At 63.6% G+C, this 19,420-nt stretch carries 13 protein-coding genes; 6 read left to right on the plus strand and 7 right to left on the minus strand.

Translation table 11 applies throughout. The features are described 5' to 3' along the window. Positions 1–61: 61 nt before the first annotated feature. A complete protein-coding gene (locus FJV83_RS20095; protein ID WP_142884571.1) occupies positions 62–1,159 on the minus strand; it encodes a trypsin-like serine protease in 1,098 nt (365 codons plus the stop codon). 402 nt (positions 1,160–1,561) lie between these two features. On the opposite strand from FJV83_RS20095, the gene FJV83_RS20100 reads away from it, so the two are divergent. Further along, positions 1,562–2,656, plus strand: a complete 1,095-nt coding sequence (locus FJV83_RS20100; RefSeq protein WP_142884570.1) for a serine protease — start codon at positions 1,562–1,564, stop codon at positions 2,654–2,656. Positions 2,657–2,822: 166 nt separating this feature from the next. Beyond that, positions 2,823–4,631: a hypothetical protein gene (locus tag FJV83_RS20105; RefSeq protein ID WP_246691890.1), complete on the plus strand. Its 1,809-nt coding sequence runs from the start codon at positions 2,823–2,825 to the stop codon at positions 4,629–4,631. 86 nt (positions 4,632–4,717) lie between these two features. On the opposite strand, the gene amrB is transcribed toward FJV83_RS20105, so the two are convergent. From amrB to FJV83_RS20130, 5 genes are all read right to left on the minus strand, one after another. Further along, positions 4,718–6,403: an AmmeMemoRadiSam system protein B gene (gene amrB / locus FJV83_RS20110; RefSeq protein WP_142884568.1), complete on the minus strand. Its 1,686-nt coding sequence runs from the start codon at positions 6,401–6,403 to the stop codon at positions 4,718–4,720. After that, complete coding sequence (locus tag FJV83_RS20115; protein WP_246691891.1) at positions 6,400–9,378, minus strand: caspase family protein; 2,979 nt, start codon at positions 9,376–9,378, stop codon at positions 6,400–6,402. The genes amrB and FJV83_RS20115 overlap by 4 nt, the downstream gene beginning before the upstream one ends. Positions 9,379–9,434: 56 nt before the next feature. Next, positions 9,435–10,142: a hypothetical protein gene (locus tag FJV83_RS20120; RefSeq protein ID WP_142884567.1), complete on the minus strand. Its 708-nt coding sequence runs from the start codon at positions 10,140–10,142 to the stop codon at positions 9,435–9,437. After that, complete coding sequence (locus FJV83_RS20125) at positions 10,139–10,519, minus strand: hypothetical protein (RefSeq protein ID WP_142884566.1); 381 nt, start codon at positions 10,517–10,519, stop codon at positions 10,139–10,141. The genes FJV83_RS20120 and FJV83_RS20125 overlap by 4 nt, the downstream gene beginning before the upstream one ends. 117 nt (positions 10,520–10,636) lie before the next feature. After that, positions 10,637–12,838: a caspase family protein gene (locus FJV83_RS20130; protein WP_246691892.1), complete on the minus strand. Its 2,202-nt coding sequence runs from the start codon at positions 12,836–12,838 to the stop codon at positions 10,637–10,639. A gap of 245 nt (positions 12,839–13,083) precedes the next feature. On the opposite strand from FJV83_RS20130, the gene FJV83_RS20135 reads away from it, so the two are divergent. Beyond that, positions 13,084–13,488: a Fur family transcriptional regulator gene (locus tag FJV83_RS20135; protein WP_095772451.1), complete on the plus strand. Its 405-nt coding sequence runs from the start codon at positions 13,084–13,086 to the stop codon at positions 13,486–13,488. A 31-nt stretch (positions 13,489–13,519) separates the two neighbouring features. Here FJV83_RS20135 and polA read toward each other — a convergent pair whose 3' ends face one another. Next, a complete protein-coding gene (gene polA, locus FJV83_RS20140) occupies positions 13,520–16,483 on the minus strand; it encodes a DNA polymerase I (RefSeq protein WP_185973274.1) in 2,964 nt (987 codons plus the stop codon). 420 nt (positions 16,484–16,903) lie between these two features. On the opposite strand from polA, the gene FJV83_RS20145 reads away from it, so the two are divergent. From FJV83_RS20145 to FJV83_RS20155, 3 genes are all read left to right on the plus strand, one after another. Next, complete coding sequence (locus FJV83_RS20145; protein WP_142884565.1) at positions 16,904–18,289, plus strand: M20/M25/M40 family metallo-hydrolase; 1,386 nt, start codon at positions 16,904–16,906, stop codon at positions 18,287–18,289. 78 nt (positions 18,290–18,367) lie between these two features. Beyond that, complete coding sequence (locus FJV83_RS20150; protein ID WP_095787082.1) at positions 18,368–18,988, plus strand: ribonuclease D; 621 nt, start codon at positions 18,368–18,370, stop codon at positions 18,986–18,988. An 85-nt stretch (positions 18,989–19,073) separates the two neighbouring features. Next, positions 19,074–19,271 (plus strand): hypothetical protein, encoded by a 198-nt coding sequence (locus FJV83_RS20155; protein WP_095772455.1) that lies wholly within the window; start codon positions 19,074–19,076, stop codon positions 19,269–19,271. Positions 19,272–19,420 lie beyond the last annotated feature (149 nt).

The raw sequence follows: 19,420 nt of genomic DNA on the forward strand, positions 1-19,420 counted from the left end.
GGCGGGAATCTCTCCCGCCGTTTTCACGACAAGCAAAATGTCGGGCAAAATGGCCAGGCCTTCAGGGCGTCTTCGGCTTCTGCGCGGTGCCCAGCCCGGCTTTCGGCTTTTCCGGCGCGGGAGCAAGGGTCTTCATCTTCGCCTCGATCCAGCCGCCGTAGTTGGCCAGCCGCGTGTAGATGCCATAGGCGTCCTTGTGGCCGCAGGCCGCACTGCCGTCGGCGGGACCTTCGCCCCAGCTGACGACGCCGACCTGAACCGGGCCGTCGGCGCCGGTCATGAACAGCGGGCCGCCGCTGTCGCCATTGCAGGCATCGCGCACACCGCTGGTGGTGCCGGCGCAGATCATGTTGCTGGTCAGGGGATCGGTCATATCGGCGGCAATCGCATTGGCGGCCGCATCGATGCCCTTTTCCGAATAGCGCATGCGGTGGGACAGATCGCCTAGTGCCGCCTTCAAATCATGCGCATAGATGGCCTTGATGCCGGTGTTGCAGGCGCTGTTCGGCTGCAGATCGAGGTCGGCGACCATCAGCGTTGTCGGGAACGTTCCGTCCTGCATCTTGCCCCAGCCGGTGACGGTGGTCTTGCCGGTGTCGGGTGTCGCCTCGCGGGTAAGCTTGATGGTCGGCGCATCGGCCGGCTCGGCAAGTCGGAGCAGGCCGAGGTCGTTGTCGAGCGTCTGCTCGCTGTAGCCCTCGTTGACGATAACCTCCACCACCTTGTGGCGCTTGCCTTCGCTGAGGTCGGTGGCGCCGGTCAGCACGGTCACTGAATCCGGTGAGATCGGCCGGCCCTTGTCGTTGAGGCAGTGCGCCGCCGTCAGCACCCATTGCGGGGCGATCAGGCTGCCGCCGCAGAATTGCGCATTGGCCTGCGACGCCGGGTTCTCGTCCAGCCTGGCGGTGGTGAGCAGCGCGACCTGGAACGGATAGGCGCCCTTTTCGGCCTGGTTGCCGCCATAGACCCGGTCGGCGCCGTCAGGATTCTCGGCGGCCGCCTTGGCCCTGGCCTCGGTCACCCGCTGCATCGGCGAGACCGCCGCTTCGGGTCTCGCGGTGCTTTCATCCGCCCGGCCTTGGTTGATCGATACGAAGGCAGCGGCAATGCCAAGCAGCGATGCGGCAACGATTGACCCGAACCGATTTGTGATGTGCACCTGAACCTCCTCAGACAGTTCTCCCGCGCGGATCGGACGCAGGGCATTTGTGCAAGGAGGTGTTGCCGGTTCAGCGACCCGCACGCGTGCCGTATCGAAATGGCGCGCGATCGGTCACGAAACCGAATCCCACTTTTGCTAACCGTGCCCGCGAGCAGAACCCGCACAAAATCCTATAGCCCCCCACGGGCTACGTGGAAGCGATTTGTCATTGCCAATCTTGGATTATTTTAGGCAGTATACCGTTGCAGAGTTTTTTTGGCGGGGGCCTTGAAAATGACAGCCTAGAACAACGCTCGCGGGGAATGCCAGCGAGCAGACTCATTTTTCGGCGTCACCACGATCTCGACAATATTTCTGTATTTTGATCCAGTCCTTGCTGACTTTTGGGAGAGTCTCACCATGACAAAACTGACAAACGCACTCATTGCGTCCGCTTTGCTTTCCACCGCAATGTGGACGGTCCCGGTTTTCGCCGCCGACCCTGGGTCCGCCAGTGCCGGCAATGGCGAAAGCATGCGGGACGTTACTTCGGGCGACTTCAAGGCGGGCCGAGCAAAACCGATCACGACACCACAGCTTACTGATGAAGACAGCCGCGCCGCGCCGCTCACCGACGAGAAGGCGGCTGTCAAATCCTATGGCATCGTCGGGCGTTCCGCCGATGGCAAGGAGATCAAGATCGAACCAAGCGAAGCGCTGCGCGAGCTCATCATCAAGGAACTGAACGCGCCGGCCAATGGCGGGGACGGGGCTGAGCGCAAGACCGAGGACCCCGGGCTCGGCGAAGGCGAGGCGGGGCGCCAGGTTTTCGGCCCCGATGATCGCGAGCAGGTCAAGAACACCAAGACCTACCCGTTCTCGGCCATCGGCTATCTGGAAGCCAAATCGACGAAGACGGGCAGCTATGGCAGCTGTTCTGCAACGCTGATCGGCCCGCGCACGGTGCTCACCGCGGCGCATTGCCTCTACAGCCATGAGGACAAGGACTGGCTCTCCGAGTATCTGTTCGTGCCAGGCCTCAACGGCAGCACTGCCGACGACGCACCGTTCGGCGCCTTCACCTATGAAAGCGCCTATGTGCTGCAGGGCTTCATCGACAACTACCAGGGCTATTACGGCTCGGTGATCCCGTGGGATCTCGGCATCATCACGCTGAAGCAGGATGTCGGCACCAACCTCGGCTGGCTGGGCTACGCCAATTATGACGATCTCGGCGACTTCACCGCCAACCTCGTCGGCTATCCCGGCGACAAGCCGATGGGCACGATGTGGAAGGCCAGTTGCGAAGTGCATGCCGAGAACATCGCTCCGGAGTATTTCCAGTATGACTGCGATACGTTCCCGGGATCGAGCGGCAGCTCGGTCTATGCCTACGACACCAAGTCCAAGCAGCGCATCATCACCGGCGTCAACGTGGCGGAAAGCCCCGACGCGAACACCGCCGTGCGCCTGAACGCCGCCAACGTCCAGTGGATCAACAGCCTGTACAAATAGGCGCTGCGCGCTCGCAGTGAAGACAAGGCGGCGGGTCAATCCTGCCGCCTTTTTCGTGCCGTTCCTTGCGCAGGGCTTCCCTTGCACGAGGCTCGCGCCCCGACTACGCTTGGCTTGCCAGGGGCGAGGCGTCCAGGGGGCTCAAGGGATGGGGCGGACAAGGGCAGTGTTCGGGATCGCGGCCGCAGCGATGCTGGGCGCGATGATGCTTTCACCGGCTTTTGCCGATCCCGCCCCTGTCGGCGGCGCCTGGGGGGAGCGCGTGCAGATCCTCTATCAGGCCGACACACGCTCGGTGCTGCGCAGGGCCGTGCGTGTCTGGGATTTCCATCCCGAGAAGAACCTCGACTTCGTCTGGGAGCCGGCGGTGGGCCAGTCGCCCGACAAGACGATCGCCGAGGACGGCACCGTCAACGGCAAGGGCAGGCTGGTGTGGCGGGTGCGCGGCTCCGCCAGCTATGATCCGAAGACGGTCTACTCCAGCTATTTCGGCGATGTCAGGAACGGCCGGCCCGACGGGCAAGGCAGGCTCGAACTGCGCTCGGGCGAGGTTTTCGAGGGGCATTGGCTTGGCGGAGAACTCAACGGCAAGGGTATCCATATCGATGCCGACGGCAACCGCTATGAGGGGCAGTTCGTTGACGGTATTGCGAATGGCGAGGGCCGGTTGCTGTCGAAGGCAGGCGAGATCTTTGCCGGCTCTTTTGTCGGCGGATTGAAGAATGGCAAGGGCACCACGCGGCTCGCCGGCGGCACGGTCTATGAATCGCAATGGGTAATGGGCAAGGAGGTCGGCGGCACGCGTCCCGACGTTCTGGCCGATGCCAGGGTCGGAGGCCTGCTCAAGGCGCAGGCCGGCGGCGGCGATGCCGACAAGGTCGAGATCGGCGTCATCGTCGACCAGCGCATGACCCAGCAGGCCGACATGAAATACCAGCACCTGGTGCGCGACGAGGACATCGCGATCTATCCGGAAGACAGCCTCTACAACGACGCCTGGAACGGCACCGGCACGGTCAACACCACAAATGTCTATGAAGGTGCGGACTGGGAGGACACGCCGGCCTTTGCCGAGGTCGACCTGAAGACGACGGACGAGTCCAGGGTCAAGCTCGACAGGCTGGAAATGAAAGTCGCCGCCAGCGACGCCTACCGCAAACCGATGCTGTCGATCTCGGAGCATTTCGGCTGCATCGGCTTTCGGCCCGATTTCTCGATCGTCAACAATGGCTGGGGCGACGCCAAGGGCATGAAGATGTCGATCCAGTTCACCACGGTGGACGAGGAAGGCAATCCGACCGGCCAACCAAGCCGCATGTTCACCAAGGACATCGGCGATTTCGGCGATGGCGTCGACGTGTCGATCAAGAGCGTGCTGGACGAGGCCGGCGTCGATACCGCGAGCCTTGAGACCGGGCGTTTCCCCTGTCCCTCGGTTGACAGCCTCAATGTCTGCCGCAGCCAGTTCACCAACAAGATCAAGTTCGGCGAGGTCGGCGACTATCTCGGCAATTTCAACCAGGCGATGACGCTGAACGCGATCGGCAAGTTGGACTATTCCTGGGTGGACGATCAGGGCAATGTCTACCAGCAGAGCGAGCCGTTCCGCGCCCAGATGACCATGGCGGTCTTCGAGACTCCGGAATCGATGGCCGAATGCGGCGATGGCGGTGGCGGCAGCCCGGAAGCGATGCGCTACCAGAACATAGAATTCCCGATCGGCAAGCACGACTACTCGATCGCCATGCCGGTGCGCGGCAACAAGAATGTCAGCGCCTATACGGCGCGGCTGAAGATGTGGTCGGCGATGTCGTCGATCCACAGTTTCAGCATCGCCGCGCATTTTGCCGACGGCAGCGTGCGCGAGAGCAAGCCGGTGACCTTCTTCTATTTCCGGCCGAAGCAGTCGCTGTTCGAGACCAGGACCGAGCCGGCGGCGTGCTACCTGCCGCGCCAGATGATCGGCTGCGGCTAAGGCATGTCAATATTCAGGTGAGGCCGTTTTCGACTGGGCCTGACCTGAATCTCAACACACCTTCCCGTCGAAAAAACGGCAGTTGCCTACTTTCGACCCATCTCGAAATAGTTGGGCAATGGGATGAGCCTGATGAAGATCGTGCCCTGGGGAAAGACACGCAGTTCCAGCATCGAACCTGAGGAGCGTTGCGCATTCTGGTCGAACAGGAAATTGCCGAGCGAGTAGACTTCCGCCACATCGCCGCCGGCGAGCGGGACGATCGCCTCGCTCGACACATGCGGATGGCCGCCGACAATGGCCGAGACGCCGCGCAATCGTATCTCATCGGCAAGCATCTCTTCGCGCGCCGACGGTTCGGTCTTGTACTCGCGGCCCCAATGGACGAAGGCGACCACCGGCCGCTGCGCATTCTCGTGCAGCAGCCGGTCGAGCAAGGCGGGGGTGAGCAGGTCGGTGTTCTTCGAACCGTTGGTGTCGATGTCGGTCAGGCCGACAAGGTCGAGATCGGCAAGCGCCAGCGTCTCACCATGGCCGAAATGTGGGATGCCGGCTTCGTCGAGTGCGCGCACCGTCTCGGCATAGCCGGACGAGCCGAGATCATAAGCGTGGTTGTTGGCGAGGCTGACGCCGGCGACGTGCAGCCGTTTCAGCATGCTGGCGGCGAGGTCTTCCGGCATGGCCAGCGTCATGTCGTCGATCGCTTCCGGTACGTTGGGCAGGATGACGCCTTCGAGATTGACGATCAGCGGCCGCGCTCCGGTCAGTGAAACGATGCTGTCGACGATCTTGTCGGCCACGCCGTCGCGGACCAGGATCTTCTTTATGGCGCGACCGAAATTCACGTCGCCGGCGAGATAGTAGATCCGGTCCTTTGGCCGCGCGGGGTTGTTGAAACCGGGACCGAAGGCGCCGAACAGCGCCACGACATAGCTGGTGGTGCGCTCGACATAGTCGGAGCTGTGTTCCTGCGAGTTCTCGTTGGCTACGACCAGTGGCTGGGCGCCGAACAGTTCGCGCTGCAGCCGGGTCTGGATGTAGAGCGCGCCGACGGAATCGGCATGATCGGGCTGGCGAAGGGCTGCGATGCCGTCGAGGGAGCCGGCGGCCAGCATATTCAGCGTCTGCTGGTCGAAGCGCCTGGAATCATGCTGCGGCAGATAGTGCGAGAAGTCGGTGGATTCGACGATCAGCGTGTCATGGTCGACAATCGGTTTCAGCGCCTCGGCCAGCCTGTCCCAGTCGCCGCGCTTCGCCTTCACCGACATCGCCACCGGCACGATCTTCGCCTCCGGGAAATAGTGGTGCAGGAAGGGCAGCATGGCGCGCATGCCATGCTCTTTGTCGAACAGGCAGGATTCCTCGACCATGTCGCCGTGGGCTTCGAGAAGGCGCACGGCATCGCTGTCGGCCGCCACCGGGCCAAGCACGGTGTCGAAGCCGCGTGCCGTGGTGGCGTAGAGCTTGTGCGTCTTGTGGAAATGGTCCGGAGACAGGATGACGATGCGCTTGTAGCGGAAACCCGACGCTGCCCTGAAGCCGAGTGCCACGAGGTCGACGGCCAGCAGGTGATGCGGCACCGTGATGCCGGTCAGCCGCTGGTTGGAGGGCTGGACAGTGGCGACGCTGGCGATGGCGTCCTTGAACAGCGTGGCGTCGTCGTAAAACGGCGGGAAGTTTTCGGTGCCGGGCGGGCAGACGATCGGGGCGGCCTGTGCCGTGCCGCCGAGAACCAGGGAGAATATGATGACCGTCAGCAGGCGGGCTATCACGGCTCGGCCAACACGATGTTCTCCACGCCGCCGACATAATAGAACGGTTTCTGCTTCGACGCGGTCAGCCGAACCACTTCGTGCGAGATGAAATCGGCGAGCCCGAACAGCGTGACGCCGCCATCCGAGGTCTTCGCCTTGCCGCGCAGGCCTTCGAGGACCGAATAGGTGAAGACGCCGTGGCCGAGCTCCGGCAATTCGGCGGCGGTGTTGTTGGCCGCGGTCGCCGAAAACACGACGATGCGCGCGTCCTGCGCGTCCTTTTCCAGGCGCGGATTGAAGGCGTTGGCCGCGTGGCACGTGTCGAGCAGCATGAAGCGCATTCCCTTGGCTCGCTCGACCGATTTCTGGATGTCACCCCAGTCAACGAGCGAAGAGCGCTTCCAGCGATCGGCATCCTGTTTGCGGCCGTCCGTCGGGATGAAATAGTAGTCCTCGTCGATGTTGATGCCATGGCCGGCGACAAAGACGATGGTGGTGTCGTGCTCGCCAGGCCTGTCGAGGAAATCGGCAAGCTGGTCGTCGATCGTGTGCGAGTCCGGCTCCATGATGTTGTCGGCGCTGGCGACGGTGTAGGTCTGTTGCGCCATGTCGGGGCTCTCGTCGAGCGCCTCGCGATTGACCAGAACCAGCGTCTCCATCGACGAGAACAAGGGCGCCGACTTCTGTGCAACCACCTTGAGGAATTCGGTAGCGTCGTCGACGGGGTAGCGCAAATCGCAGGCATGGCCGGAACAGGCGTCGGTCAGGAACGGATATTTGTCGACGCCGATTACCGCGACATAGAGCTTGCCCTTGGCCTCGGCCTTTTCGGTCTTCCTCGCCAGCGCCGTCACGCTGCGCTCGGTCAGATAGCCATATTCGTTGGTGCCGGTGATGCGGATGATGTTCTGGCCATCCTCGACCGGTACCTCGACTGTTGTCTTGTTGCCGTCGACCGAACGCGTGGCGATGTCGCCGACATTGCGGCTGTTCGACAGGATCGAGAAGCCGGCGACATCGGTTCCGGCTTCCTTGGCGCCCGTGATCTCGACGGCGACATAACCGTCGCGGACCTTGCTCTGGTCGTCGGCGAGGCGGATGCCGAATTCCGGTGGCTTGCGCTGCAAGAGCTTCTGCAACTCGTTGTCGACGCCCGGCCGCATCTCCTGGACTGCCTGTTTGGCGCTGCGCAGGATGATGGCGCGGCGCACCATTTCCGGGCTCCAGAGGTACTTCTTCAACTGGCGGGCGCGGATGAAGCGGCCTTCATGGTCACGGCCCTGGTTGACGTGCCAGCCGATCAGCTTGTCGCCCTCATCGGAGGAATAATAGTAGCCCTGCGGCATCCAGGCGATCCATTGCGAACCGGCAAAGAACATCGACACGATCAGCTCGTGCGTCTTCAGGTTCCACAGCCTCACGGTCTGGTCGGCGCTGCCGGTGACAAGCAGGCCGGCTTTCTCCGAGGCGACCATGGCGTTGATTTCGCCGGTGTGGCCGGTGAATTCGCCGGAGACCCTGGCGGTCGCGGCCTTGTATTCCAGCAGCGTGCCGTCACTGCCGCCGGTGATCAGGCCAAGCCCATTGTCGATCAGCGTGAAGGCCGAATGGGCAAAGCCGTTGGTGGCATCGTTCTCGATCGAGCGCACCACCTTGCCGCCATTGGCGATCTCCAGCACCGCGTTTTCCAGCGCGTCCTTGCCGCCCACTGTGGCGTGCAGCGACCACTTCCCATCGGTCAGCGCGGCGCGGGCAAACGAGCCGGGCTCGGTCAGCGGCTGCGGGTCGTCGAAGAACCGCTCGGTTGTGGGCAGTTCAAGCCTCTTGTCCAGCGCGCCCAGCTGTTCAGGGCAAGCCACGCGCTCGGGGCAGCGGTTGGCGTTGCCCCAGGCGATGATGCCGTTCGCCGCGTCGATGCCGATCGCGGTCACCGGTTCGCCCACTCCTTGGAGCAAGGCCTTGCGTTCGCCGGTCGCCGGGTCCCAGACCTGGATGGCGTTGCGGGTGCCGCCGGCCGTCGCCACCAGCGAGCCGTCGGCATTGGCGGCGCTGGCATAGACCGTGCCGTCATGGCCGCTGTAGTCGAGCAGCTTCTCGCCGCTGTCGGTGTTCCAGACGACGGAGCGGTGCTTGTCGGCGCAGCGATAGCCGCAGGAGGCGACCAGCCGCGATCCCTTGGCGAAGGTCAGCGAGCCGATAAGAAAATCCTGCTTCGGCATGGCGTGCGCCAGCGTGCCGTCGGCGGCGCGCCAGAGCTGGACCTGGCCGTCCTTGCTGCCGGTGGCAAACAGGCTGCCGTCCTGCGAGGTCGCCAGCGCCAGGACGCTGACGTCCCGCAAAGGCTCGGTCTCTGCCGGCAAGGCGATCTCGTCGCCCTTGGCGACATCCCACAGCCGGATGCCATTGTCGGTCGTAGTCGCCGCCAGCCGGGTTCCCGCGGCGGCGAAAGCCAGCTTGTCGATGTGCCAGGAATCGGCGTCGAGCTTCTTGTCCAGCGTCCAGCCGGTCGCTGATTTGTCGTCGAGCCGCCAGAGATAGACCATGCCGTCGCCACCACCGGCAGCCAGTGTCTTGCCATCCGGCGAGAAGGCGAGGTCGTAGGTCGCGTAGTCGGCGGCCTTGAGCACGGCCTTCATCTTGCCGGTGGCGAAGTCAAACAGCCTGATGTCGCCATAGGGCGGCTTGTCGCCGAGACCGGCGCCGAAATAGCCTCCTGCGGCGATCGTCCTGCCATCCGGCGAGACCGCGATGGCGAAAATCTTGCCGTCGCTGCCATTGCCGAGATAGCCGCGAATGGTGCGCAGCGTCACGCCGCTCTGCCAGTCCCAGATGCGGATGGTCTTGTCACCGGATGCCGAGACAACGTCCTCGCCGTCGGGTGTGAAGGCAAGATCGGCAATCCGGGCGGTGTGGCCGCCGGTGTCGATGTCGAGGTGGAAATCCGGCGCGTCCTCGGCGCGGGCGGCCGAGGCCGTGACCAAAACTCCAGCCATGGCCAGCCACCGGCAGGCATGCATGAGGCGCAAGGTGGTTCCGGGTTTCCCCATCGCTAATTGGCTTCGGCCGCTGGTTGCCCGTTGCCAACATAGGCCTCGATCGCCGTGGCAAAAGTCGGCGAACCTGCCTTGCGCTGCTTGTCGACATAGCCGGCAAAATAACTCCAGAACGAGACGGCGTAGTCGCGGAAATAGGCATCGGTCACCTTGCGTGAGCACAGGTCGCCGTCGACGCAGAAGGACAGCCGGTTGAGGAAATAGACGATGCGGTCGAAATTCTCGCTGAAGTCGGCGAGCGGCATGTCGCCGCCTGAAGCGCTCATCGCCTCGATGCCGATGCGCTGGCGGAACACCTGCTCCTCGGTCGGCGACGGGTTGGCGCTGAGCAGATTGTCGTATTTGGCGTTGAGGGCGGCAAGACGATCCTTCAACGCCCGCTGTGCCTGCTGGTAGTCCTTGGTTTCCCACAGCTCGACCAGTGACATCGTCTGCTCGACGCGCTTCTGCTCCTGGTTGGCCAGGAACTGGTAGACCGAGAATGCCAGGGTGAAGATGATGGCGAAACGCACCAGCAAGCCCGACCAGGCATAGACCAGCATGCGCCAGTCGCGATCGGTGAAGGGATTGCTCTCCTTCTTGATCTCATGGCTGCTCGGCCAGGGGAAACCTTCGGTGGTTTCCGGCAGCGACTCCTTCGCCGCCGGCGCCTTTGCGGGCGCGGCCACCGGTGTCTGCTTTGTCGTGCCCCCCGGCTTCTTCATTTGCAGCTGTCCAGTTCGATGGTGGCGGAGGGATCAAGCACGATGCCCGGCGCTTCAAGCTGCTTTTTCAGGCATACCAGCTGCGGACGCGAAACTATGAACTGCATGTCAGGCTCCGCCGGCGCCTTGTTGGGCGAGGGCAAGGCTTCGACGACGCCGCGCGAGGCGCAGCTCGAGAGATCGACCACCACCGCGTCACTGCTGGTTTTGGCGAACTGGTCGTACTGATCGAGGAAGCACGTCGCCAGTTCCGAATTAATGACCACCTGCCTGGCGCAAAGGCCGCAGCTGTCCTGTGCCGAGGCATTGGCGATCAGCAACAGGGCGCCGGCAAGTCCGGCAAGCGTTGCGCGCCAGGAGAAAAAAGACTTCTTCACAATCGATCCTACCTGCTTCGTCGGCCGCTGAGCCTTGGCCGCGGCTGGGATGTTCTCATATCGCGCCGATCGCGCAAGAGCCTGATATACCAGGCCGTGAGGCCTTGGGGCCGAAGCTCAGGCGCGCGGCACCGTCTCCATCGGGAAGATCATCACTGCCCCCTTCGGGCCGCTCTTGTCGGCAAGCCGCATCACCGAACGGGTCGGCGGCGCCATGCCGATATCGGCGAGCATGTCGGAGAAGCTGGCGGGGCCGAGGCCGCGCGTCATCGCCGCGACGCCGTCCTGCGCCAGGAAGCTCAGATCTTCCTTCTCGCTTTCCGGCGGCGCCTCGGTCAGCACCGCGATCATCCGTTCCATGCCGAAGCTGGTGTCGGTGAAGGCGAGCAGCCCTTCCTCCAGCGTGGCCTGCGGGGCCAGGCGTTCGGCGACGATGTGGGTGATCGAATAGTCGCTGCCGACATAGAGCACGTTGATGTCGACCAGCTGGTCCGAGCTGTTCTTGGCCAGCACATGCACCTCGTCGCCCGGCGAGACGCGCGGCACTGCGGAAGCCTGCAAGGGTTCGAGCCCGTCCTTGTCACGGCGCTTGACCTGGAACTGCACGTCGACATCCTCGGGCTTGTAGTCGGAGGCAGCCGCCAGCCGCGACAGCCCGGTGGCGCGGTAGATGGTGCGCAAATTCCTGGTCGTGGCGTCGGCCAGCTTCTGGCGGTCGTCCGGGTGGATGATAATCAGCGACGGCCTGCTGCCGTCCTTCAGCGTCACGTCGCCCGACGCCGGGAGGAACCACAGGGCCGGCTTGTCGCTGGCGTCCTTGCCGACGCCCGCAATGGCATTCTCACGCATCACCGCGAAGCGCAGCTCGGCGCTCTTGCCCGGGTCGACCAGTTCGATGTTGAAGCCGGTTTCCTTGGCCGTGGCCAGCTCGTCGAGAACCGAATTGACCAGTTCGGTTTCTTTTTCGAGTCCCTTGGTCGCGGCCGGCCGAGCGACCGTGAGCCTGTAGTCGACGGCGATCTCCGCCACCCGCGCATAGGCGTTGGCAGGAATGTCGGCCAGTTTGAGTGCCGGCTTCTTCTCGAACTCGACCGGCTCGACGCGGCTTTCAAGGTTCTTGGCCGACTCCACCTCGAGATAGCCGACCGCATCGGACAGCGACGACAGCGCCAAGGGCAGGATGGCAAGCTTGCTGCCAGGCGTGAGGCGATGCAGCAGGCCGGCGCCGATCGTCGCCTCACCGTCCTTGACGACGATTGGCCACTGCATGACGGCGTCGGTCTTGTCGGTGCCGAAGACGCGCGCGTCGAGTTCGCCCTCGAACAGCGGCGTCGGCCGGGTGCGGCTGTCGGCCGAATATTGCTGCAGCACGGCCTGGCCGAGCTGGCGAAAGGTGACGTTGGGGTTTTCAGCGAGCTTCGACAGGATGGTGAAGGTGAACAGGCCGAAGCGCGGCGCATCCGCCGTTCCCTTGGGCAGCGGCATCTCCGGCGTCGTCTCCACCGTCTGCGCGGCATAGAAGGCAACCAGCTTGCCCTTGGTGATCGCTTCGCCGCCAGTCGGCGTCAGGTTGAAGGCGGGCTTGCGCGCGCCATTCTCGTCGAGGCCGCGCGAGGCGCTTGCGACCGTGTCCTCATAGGCCTTGACGGCGGCCGCCCTGGCGGCCTCGTCGCCGCCGACCAGGTCGGCGAATTCGACCTTGCGCTCCAACTCGTCATCGACCTCGACGGCGCGCGTCGCGGTGCCGGAATGGCAGCAGTCGAAGACAGCCCAGACAAAGGCGCCCTTGTTGCGGATGGCGTCGAGCGCATCGCCGATCTCATTGTCGACCAGCGCGTTCGGCACGCCGGCATCGCGATTGATCCATTTCTCGATGTCGACGGGCAGGAAAATCTCGTCGAGTCCGTCGGTCTCGTCGCCCTTGACCCTTTCCGGCTGCTGGGCGCCGTGGCCGGACAGATGCAGATAGACGAAATCGTCGCGCTGAACCTTGGTCGCCAGGTCGGCGAGCGCCGCCTTGATCGCCGCATGGGTCGGCAGGCCTTTGGCGCCGGGCACGTCCTTGGCAAGCAGCGTGACGTTCTCGGGCGCGAAGCGCACGGGGTCGGGCACGTTCTTCAGCAGGTACTCATGCACCAGGCCGGCATCGTTCTTCGGCCCGATCAGCCAGTTCCTTTGTGGCAGGGCCGGATATTCGGTGCAGGCGACCAGCAGCGCGTGATAGGTGCGCGATGCCGCCAGCGCCCGAAACGAGAGCGTACCGGCCGCCATCAGCGCGGACGTGCCGACAAGCAGCGTCCGGCGTGTCAATCTGATCATATTGCTTCCCCAAGCCCGATCGAATTTCCCAAGCGAAACCACCCTCGTCGAGGATTTTGTCAGTATTTTGAATGTCGCTGCGCCAAAGAAACCTGCCGTCATCAAATGCGCGGGCACGTTATCATCGGCCCGGGACAACAACAGAAGAGTAGCAAAGACGACGGTTCGTCGCTATCTGAATGGGATCAGGCGGTTTGCGCGGGCAGACAGCGTGGAGATGGCGCAGGACAAGTTGGAACCGGACCATGGCGGCAAGGGATGTGCTGACGAAGAACCAGTTGTGCGTGCTCGAGAAGCTCGAGGCCGCCAGCGGACCGCTCAGCGCCTACACCTTGCTCGACCAGTTGCGCGAACGCGGTTTTCGCGCGCCGCTGCAGGTCTATCGCGCGCTGGACACGCTGGTGAAATCCGGCTTCGTGCACCGGCTGGAAAGCATCAATTCCTTCGTCGCCTGTGCCGAACCGCATGATCACAGCCATTCGATGACCGCCTTCGCCATCTGCGACACGTGCGGGCAAGTGACCGAGATGTCGGACCACGACGTCGACCACCGGCTGAACGAATGGGTCCATTCGACCGGCTTCGCCGCCAAGAAGGCGGTGATCGAGTTTCGCGGGACGTGCGCGAAGTGCCGGGCCGAGGCGGCTTAAGGTCTTCTCTTCGTAGGACGAAGCGGTGGCGCTAGTGCGCTTCGTCCCAGTTGTTCGCCGCCCGCGCATCAACATGCAGCGGTACTGACATCGACACCGCCGGCATCGCCGCGTTTTCCATGACATGGCGCACGACCGGGATCGTCGCCTCGACTTCGGCCTCGACCGTCTCGAAGATCAGTTCGTCATGCACCTGCAGGAGCATGCGGGCCGACAGCTTGGCCTTGTCCAGCGCTTCCTCCATGCGCACCATGGCGCGGCGGATGATGTCGGCGGCGGTGCCTTGCAGGCGGGCGTTGATCGAGGCGCGTTCGTTGAACGCGCGGATCGAAGGGTTGGACGACCTGATGTCGGGATAATGGATGCGCCGGCCGAAGATGGTTTCGACAAAGCCGTGCTCGCGGGCATAGGCCTTGGTCTCCTCGATATAGTCGCGGATGCCGGGGAAACGCTCGAAATATTTCTTGATGTAGTTGCTGGCCTCCTCGCGCGGAATGGACAGCTGGTTGGCGAGGCCGAAGGCCGAGATGCCGTAGATGATGCCGAAATTGATCGCCTTGGCGCGACGGCGGACTTCCGAAGGCATGCCCTCGACGGGCACGTTGAACATTTCCGACGCGGTGATGGCGTGGATGTCGGCGCCGTCGGCGAAAGCCTGCCGCAATTGCGGGATTTCGGCGACATGGGCGAGCACGCGCAGTTCGATCTGGCTGTAGTCGGCCGAGACCAGCCGGTTGCCCTTGTCGGCGATGAAGGCTGTCCTGATCTTGCGGCCTTCCGCGGTGCGCACCGGAATGTTCTGCAGGTTCGGATCGGAGGACGACAGCCGGCCTGTCGTCGTCGCGGCCAGCGCATAGGAGGTGTGGACGCGCCTGGTGTCGGGATGGATGAAGCCGGGCAGCGCGTCGGTATAGGTCGATTTCAGTTTGGTCAGCTGGCGCCAGTCGACGATCTTGCGCGGCAGTTCGTGGCCCTCGGCGGCAAGGTCTTCGAGCAGCTGCGCCGAGGTCGACCATTGGCCGGTCTTTGTCTTGGAGCCGCCGGGCAGGCCCATGCGGCCGAACAATATATCGCCGAGTTGCTTGGGCGAGCCGATGTTGATGCGCTCGCCGATGAGCTGGTAGATTTCTTCTTCCAGCCGGGCAGCACCCTGCGCCAGTTCGCCTGACAGCCTGGACAGGATCTGCCGGTCGACCGAAATGCCGCGCTGTTCCATGCGCGCCAGAACCGGCACCAGCGGCCGTTCCAGCCGCTCATAGACCGACACCAGGCCCTTGGCCGCAAGCCGGGGCTTCAACACCAGCCAGAGCCGCAGCGTGACATCGGCGTCCTCTGCGGCGTGCGCCGTCGCTTTGTCGATGTCGACCTGGTCGAAACCGACCGAGCTCTTGCCGGAGCCGGTCACGTCCTTGAGCCGGAGCGGGGTGTGGCCAAGCCATTTCTCGGCAAGCTGGTCCATACCGTGACCGTGCGGGGTACCGGCATCGAGCACGTAGGAGATCAGCATGGTGTCGTCAAACGGCGCGACATCGATGCCGTAACGGCTCATGATGACGAGATCGTATTTCAGGTTCTGCGCGATCTTGAGGACCGACCTGTCCTCGAGCAGCGGTTTCAGCACCGCCAGCGCCTCGCGGAGAGGTATCTGGTTTTCGAGCGCGCCGCCGCCGAGCAGGTCACCATTGCCGCTCTTGTGGGCGAAGGGAATGTAGGCGGCGCGGCCGGGCGCCGTGGCCATAGCCAGGCCGATCAGTTCGGCCTGCATCGGATCGGACGAGGTGGCCCTGACGTCAAAGGCGACAATGCCGGCCTCCGTCGCCTCGGCGACCCAGGCTTTCAAGGTCGCGATATCGCGAATGCAGGGATAGGCCGCCGTGTCGATCTTGCTGGTTGCCGCGCGCTCCAGCCGCAAGGCTGAGAGCAGGGAAGGAGTATCGCCTTGCTTGGCCTTGTCCGCCGTCGGTGCGGCGGTTGCCTCGCCGTTGGCCTGGCCCGTCTCGGCACTGCCGCGGGCCACAGCCGGCGCTCCGGCGCCGACATCGGCGCCGTGGGCGTTGTCGGCGCGCTCGACGGTCACCGCGACGGCCTGGACGTCGCCGGCCTCGGTGCCGGTCGCTTCGGCCACGCGGCGGGTCAGCGAGGTGAATTCCATGGTCTTGAGGAAGCCGATCAGCTTTGGCCCATCCGGCGCGTGCAGGATGAAGTCGTCCAACCCCTCGGCCACCGGCACGTCGTTCTTCAGCGTTACCAGCTGGCGCGAGATCAGCGCCTTTTCGGTGTTGGCAATGATCGATTCGCGCCTCTTATCCTGCTTGATCTCGCCGGCGCGGGCGAGCAGTGCGTCGAGGTCGCCGAACTGCTCAAGCAGCTGCGCCGCGGTTTTCGGGCCGATGCCGGGCACGCCGGGCACATTGTCGACGGAATCGCCGGTCAGCGCCTGCAGATCGACCATCTTCTCCGGCGGCACGCCCCACTTCTCGATGACCTCAGGGATGCCGATCTGGCGGTCCTTCATCGGGTCGTACATGCCGACCGTATCGCCGACCAGCTGCATCAGGTCCTTGTCGGAGGAGATGATGGTGGTGTCGCCGCCGGCCTCGCAGGCCAGCCGGCAATAGGTGGCGATGAGATCGTCGGCCTCGAAGCCTTCCATCTCGATGCAAGGCAGGTTGAACGCCTTGGTCGCCTGGCGGATCAGGCCGAATTGCGGGATCAGGTCTTCAGGCGGCGCCGAACGGTTGGCCTTGTATTCGGGATAGAGATCGTTGCGGAAGGTTTTCGAGGAATAGTCGAAGATGACCGCGAAATGCGTCGGCACGATGCCTACATCGGTGTTGCGGGCATCCTGCATCAGCTTCCACAGCATGTTGCAGAAACCGGAAACGGCTCCGACCGGCAGGCCGTCAGACTTGCGGGTCAGCGGCGGCAGTGCGTGGTAGGCCCGGAAGATGTAGCCGGAGCCGTCGATAAGGAAGAGATGATCGCCTTTTTTCATGCCGGCAGGGATAGCGCGGCGCGGTGGCTTGGTCCATGCCAAACACATTGCCAGGTATCGGTTCCGTCAACACCCTGACAGACCGGGGGATGCAGGCCCGATCACGGGCACGTTACAAAAGTGTAACGTTGGTGCCCTTGAATCGCCACGTTCAGAGACCCAAATAGACCTCATCGGCAGTTTTCGCCGAAGTCCGGAGCAAGGCCCGTCCCCCGCCTATCCCGGACAACTGCGGCAGCCTATCCCCCCTCTCCGGGCTGCCGCATCGTTTCGAGTATGAGGCCGCCGTGGTTCCCCCTCCACCACGGCGGTCTTTTTTGGCCTGCAGCAACCGACTCGCGCCGTGGTCCAATCGTCCCGGGCTTTTCGTTTCCCCACTCTGCCTTTACGGTTCCGGCACTGAATCGAAAGGCTTCACACATGTCCGCAGTTTCCCCCGTCCTCGACCGTCTCGACCAGAATCTCGACCAGAGCCTGGAACGCCTTTTCGGCCTGCTCAGGATCAAGTCGATCTCCACCGATCCGGCCTATGCCGCCGACTGCCGCAAGGCGGCGGAATGGCTGGTGGCGGAGCTCAAGCTGGTCGGCTTCGACGCCAGCGTTCGCGACACACCGGGACACCCGATGGTGGTTGCGCATCACGAGGGGCCGGCCGGTTCGCCGCATGTGCTGTTCTATGGCCATTACGACGTGCAGCCGGTCGATCCGATCGAATTGTGGGAAAGCGATCCGTTCGCGCCTGCCATTAAGCAGATCGGACCCGACCACAAGGTGATCACCGGGCGCGGCGCGGCCGACGACAAGGGCCAGCTGATGACCTTCGTCGAGGCTTGCCGCGCCTGGAAGCAGGTGCATGGCAATCTTCCGTGCCGCGTCACCATCCTGTTCGAGGGCGAGGAGGAATCCGGCTCGCCGTCGCTGAAACCGTTCCTCGAGGCCAATGCCGAGGAGCTCAAGGCCGATTTCGCGCTGGTCTGCGATACCGGCATGTGGGACCGTGAAACCCCGTCGATCTGCGTGGCATTGCGCGGGCTGGTCGGCGAGGAGATCACGGTTAAGGCCGCCGACCGCGACCTGCATTCGGGCCTCTATGGTGGGGCCGCCGCCAACCCGATCCGCATCCTGGCCAGGGTGCTGGCCGACATCCACGACAAGGATGGCCACATTACCGTTCCGGGCTTCTATGACGGCGTCGAGGAAACGCCGACGCAGGTGCTGAAATCCTGGGAGACGCTCGGCGAAACGGCCGAGACCTTCCTCGGGCCTGTCGGCCTGTCCATCCCGTCGGGCGAAAAAGGCCGCTCGGTGCTGGAATTGACATGGGCGCGGCCGACCGCCGAGTTCAACGGCATCATCGGCGGCTATACCGGCAAGGGCTTCAAGACGGTGATCGCGGCGGAAGCTTCGGCAAAAGTGTCGTTCCGCCTCGTTCACAAGCAGGATCCAGCCAAGATCCGCGCCGCCTTCCAGAAATTCGTCAAGGAGCGCATTCCGGCCGACTGCTCGGTCGAATTCCATCCGCATGGCGGCTCGCCGGCGATCCAGCTTTCCTACGACTCGCCATTCCTGGCCAAGGCCAAGACCGCGCTGTCCGACGAATGGCCCAAGCCCGCGGTGACGACCGGCAGCGGTGGCTCGATCCCCGTGGTGGGCGACTTCCAGACCTATCTCGGCATGGAATCGTTGCTGGTCGGCTTCGGCCTCGACGATGACCGCATCCACTCGCCCAACGAGAAATATGAGCTCTCATCCTTCCACAAGGGCCAGCGCTCCTGGGCCCGTATTCTCGATGCTCTGACGCGTTGAGTGGCGGAAAAGACGTTTTCCTGTTGATTTTTCACCTGATCGCGGCGAGGACGGGGAACGCCGCGACCGGAGAAGACCATGGCCGACATCCGTTTCCACAAGCATGATTTGCCCGACCTTTCGCATTACAATGTCGGGGCGGTGGCCATCGACACCGAGACGCTGGGTCTGAACCCGCATCGCGACCGGTTGTGCGTGGTGCAGATATCGCCTGGCGACGGCAGCGCCGACGTCATCCAGATCGCACCCGGCCAGAAGAAGGCGCCGAACCTCGTCAGCCTGCTGAAGAACCGCGGCGTGACGAAGCTGTTCCATTTTGGACGCTTCGATCTTGCCGTGCTCTACAATGCCTTCGGGGTGATGCCCGAACCGGTGTTCTGCACCAAGATCGCCTCGCGGCTGACCCGCACCTATACCGACCGGCACGGGCTGAAGGACATCTGCTTCGAGCTTCTCGGCGTCGGCCTGTCCAAGGCGCAGCAATCTTCGGACTGGGCGGCCGAAACGCTGTCGCCCGAGCAGCTCGAATATGCCGCCTCCGACGTGCTCTATCTGCACCGGCTGCGGGATGTGCTGGCCGGGCGGCTGGCGCGCGAGGGGCGGACAAAGGAGGCCGATGCCTGCTTCCGCTTCCTGCCGACGCGGGCCAAGCTTGACCTGATGGGTTGGGGCGAAGAGGATATCTTCGCGCACAGCTGACCGCCTTCGCGACATCCGCGCCCGACGGCCGGTTGGGAACCAGATGCCAGCCGTCGCGTTTCTGTGGGCTGGAAAAGGGGATGACATGGCCGACAGAAAGCCGATTGCAACCGCGCCGACCGATGGCTCCAAGGTCACAGTCACCTGGAAGGACGGCGACGGCGTCATCAACGAATCCATCGGGCAATATCGCGATGATGGCTGGTGGGTCTACACCGACAGCCACACGCAAAAGAAGGTCGAGCCGACCAGCTGGCGGCCCGCTTCCAGCGACGACGATTAGCTTTGACACAATCCCCGAGGGAAAGCGCTGCGCGCTTTTCCCGGGAAAAACCGCTTTACCCTTTTCCTGGAATTGCTCCAGCGAGCGCCGCTGGCGGGGCCAGCTGCTTTCGAATAGCCTGAAGCCGTTGATATCGGGGCCGATTCGGA

Origin of the sequence: Mesorhizobium sp. WSM4307 (genome assembly GCF_007003945.1) — a bacterium.
In the GTDB taxonomy this organism is placed as follows: domain Bacteria; phylum Pseudomonadota; class Alphaproteobacteria; order Rhizobiales; family Rhizobiaceae; genus Mesorhizobium.

Coding starts and splice junctions, on each gene's coding strand:
- FJV83_RS20100 (WP_142884570.1), top strand. CDS start 1,562: ATGACAAAACTGACAAACGCACTCATTGCGTCCGCTTTGCTTTCCACC.
- FJV83_RS20115 (WP_246691891.1), bottom strand. CDS start 9,378: ATGGCTGGAGTTTTGGTCACGGCCTCGGCCGCCCGCGCCGAGGACGCG.
- FJV83_RS20120 (WP_142884567.1), bottom strand. CDS start 10,142: ATGAAGAAGCCGGGGGGCACGACAAAGCAGACACCGGTGGCCGCGCCC.
- FJV83_RS20130 (WP_246691892.1), bottom strand. CDS start 12,838: ATGATCAGATTGACACGCCGGACGCTGCTTGTCGGCACGTCCGCGCTG.
- FJV83_RS20135 (WP_095772451.1), top strand. CDS start 13,084: ATGGCGGCAAGGGATGTGCTGACGAAGAACCAGTTGTGCGTGCTCGAG.
- polA (WP_185973274.1), bottom strand. CDS start 16,483: ATGAAAAAAGGCGATCATCTCTTCCTTATCGACGGCTCCGGCTACATC.
- FJV83_RS20145 (WP_142884565.1), top strand. CDS start 16,904: ATGTCCGCAGTTTCCCCCGTCCTCGACCGTCTCGACCAGAATCTCGAC.
- FJV83_RS20150 (WP_095787082.1), top strand. CDS start 18,368: ATGGCCGACATCCGTTTCCACAAGCATGATTTGCCCGACCTTTCGCAT.
- FJV83_RS20155 (WP_095772455.1), top strand. CDS start 19,074: ATGGCCGACAGAAAGCCGATTGCAACCGCGCCGACCGATGGCTCCAAG.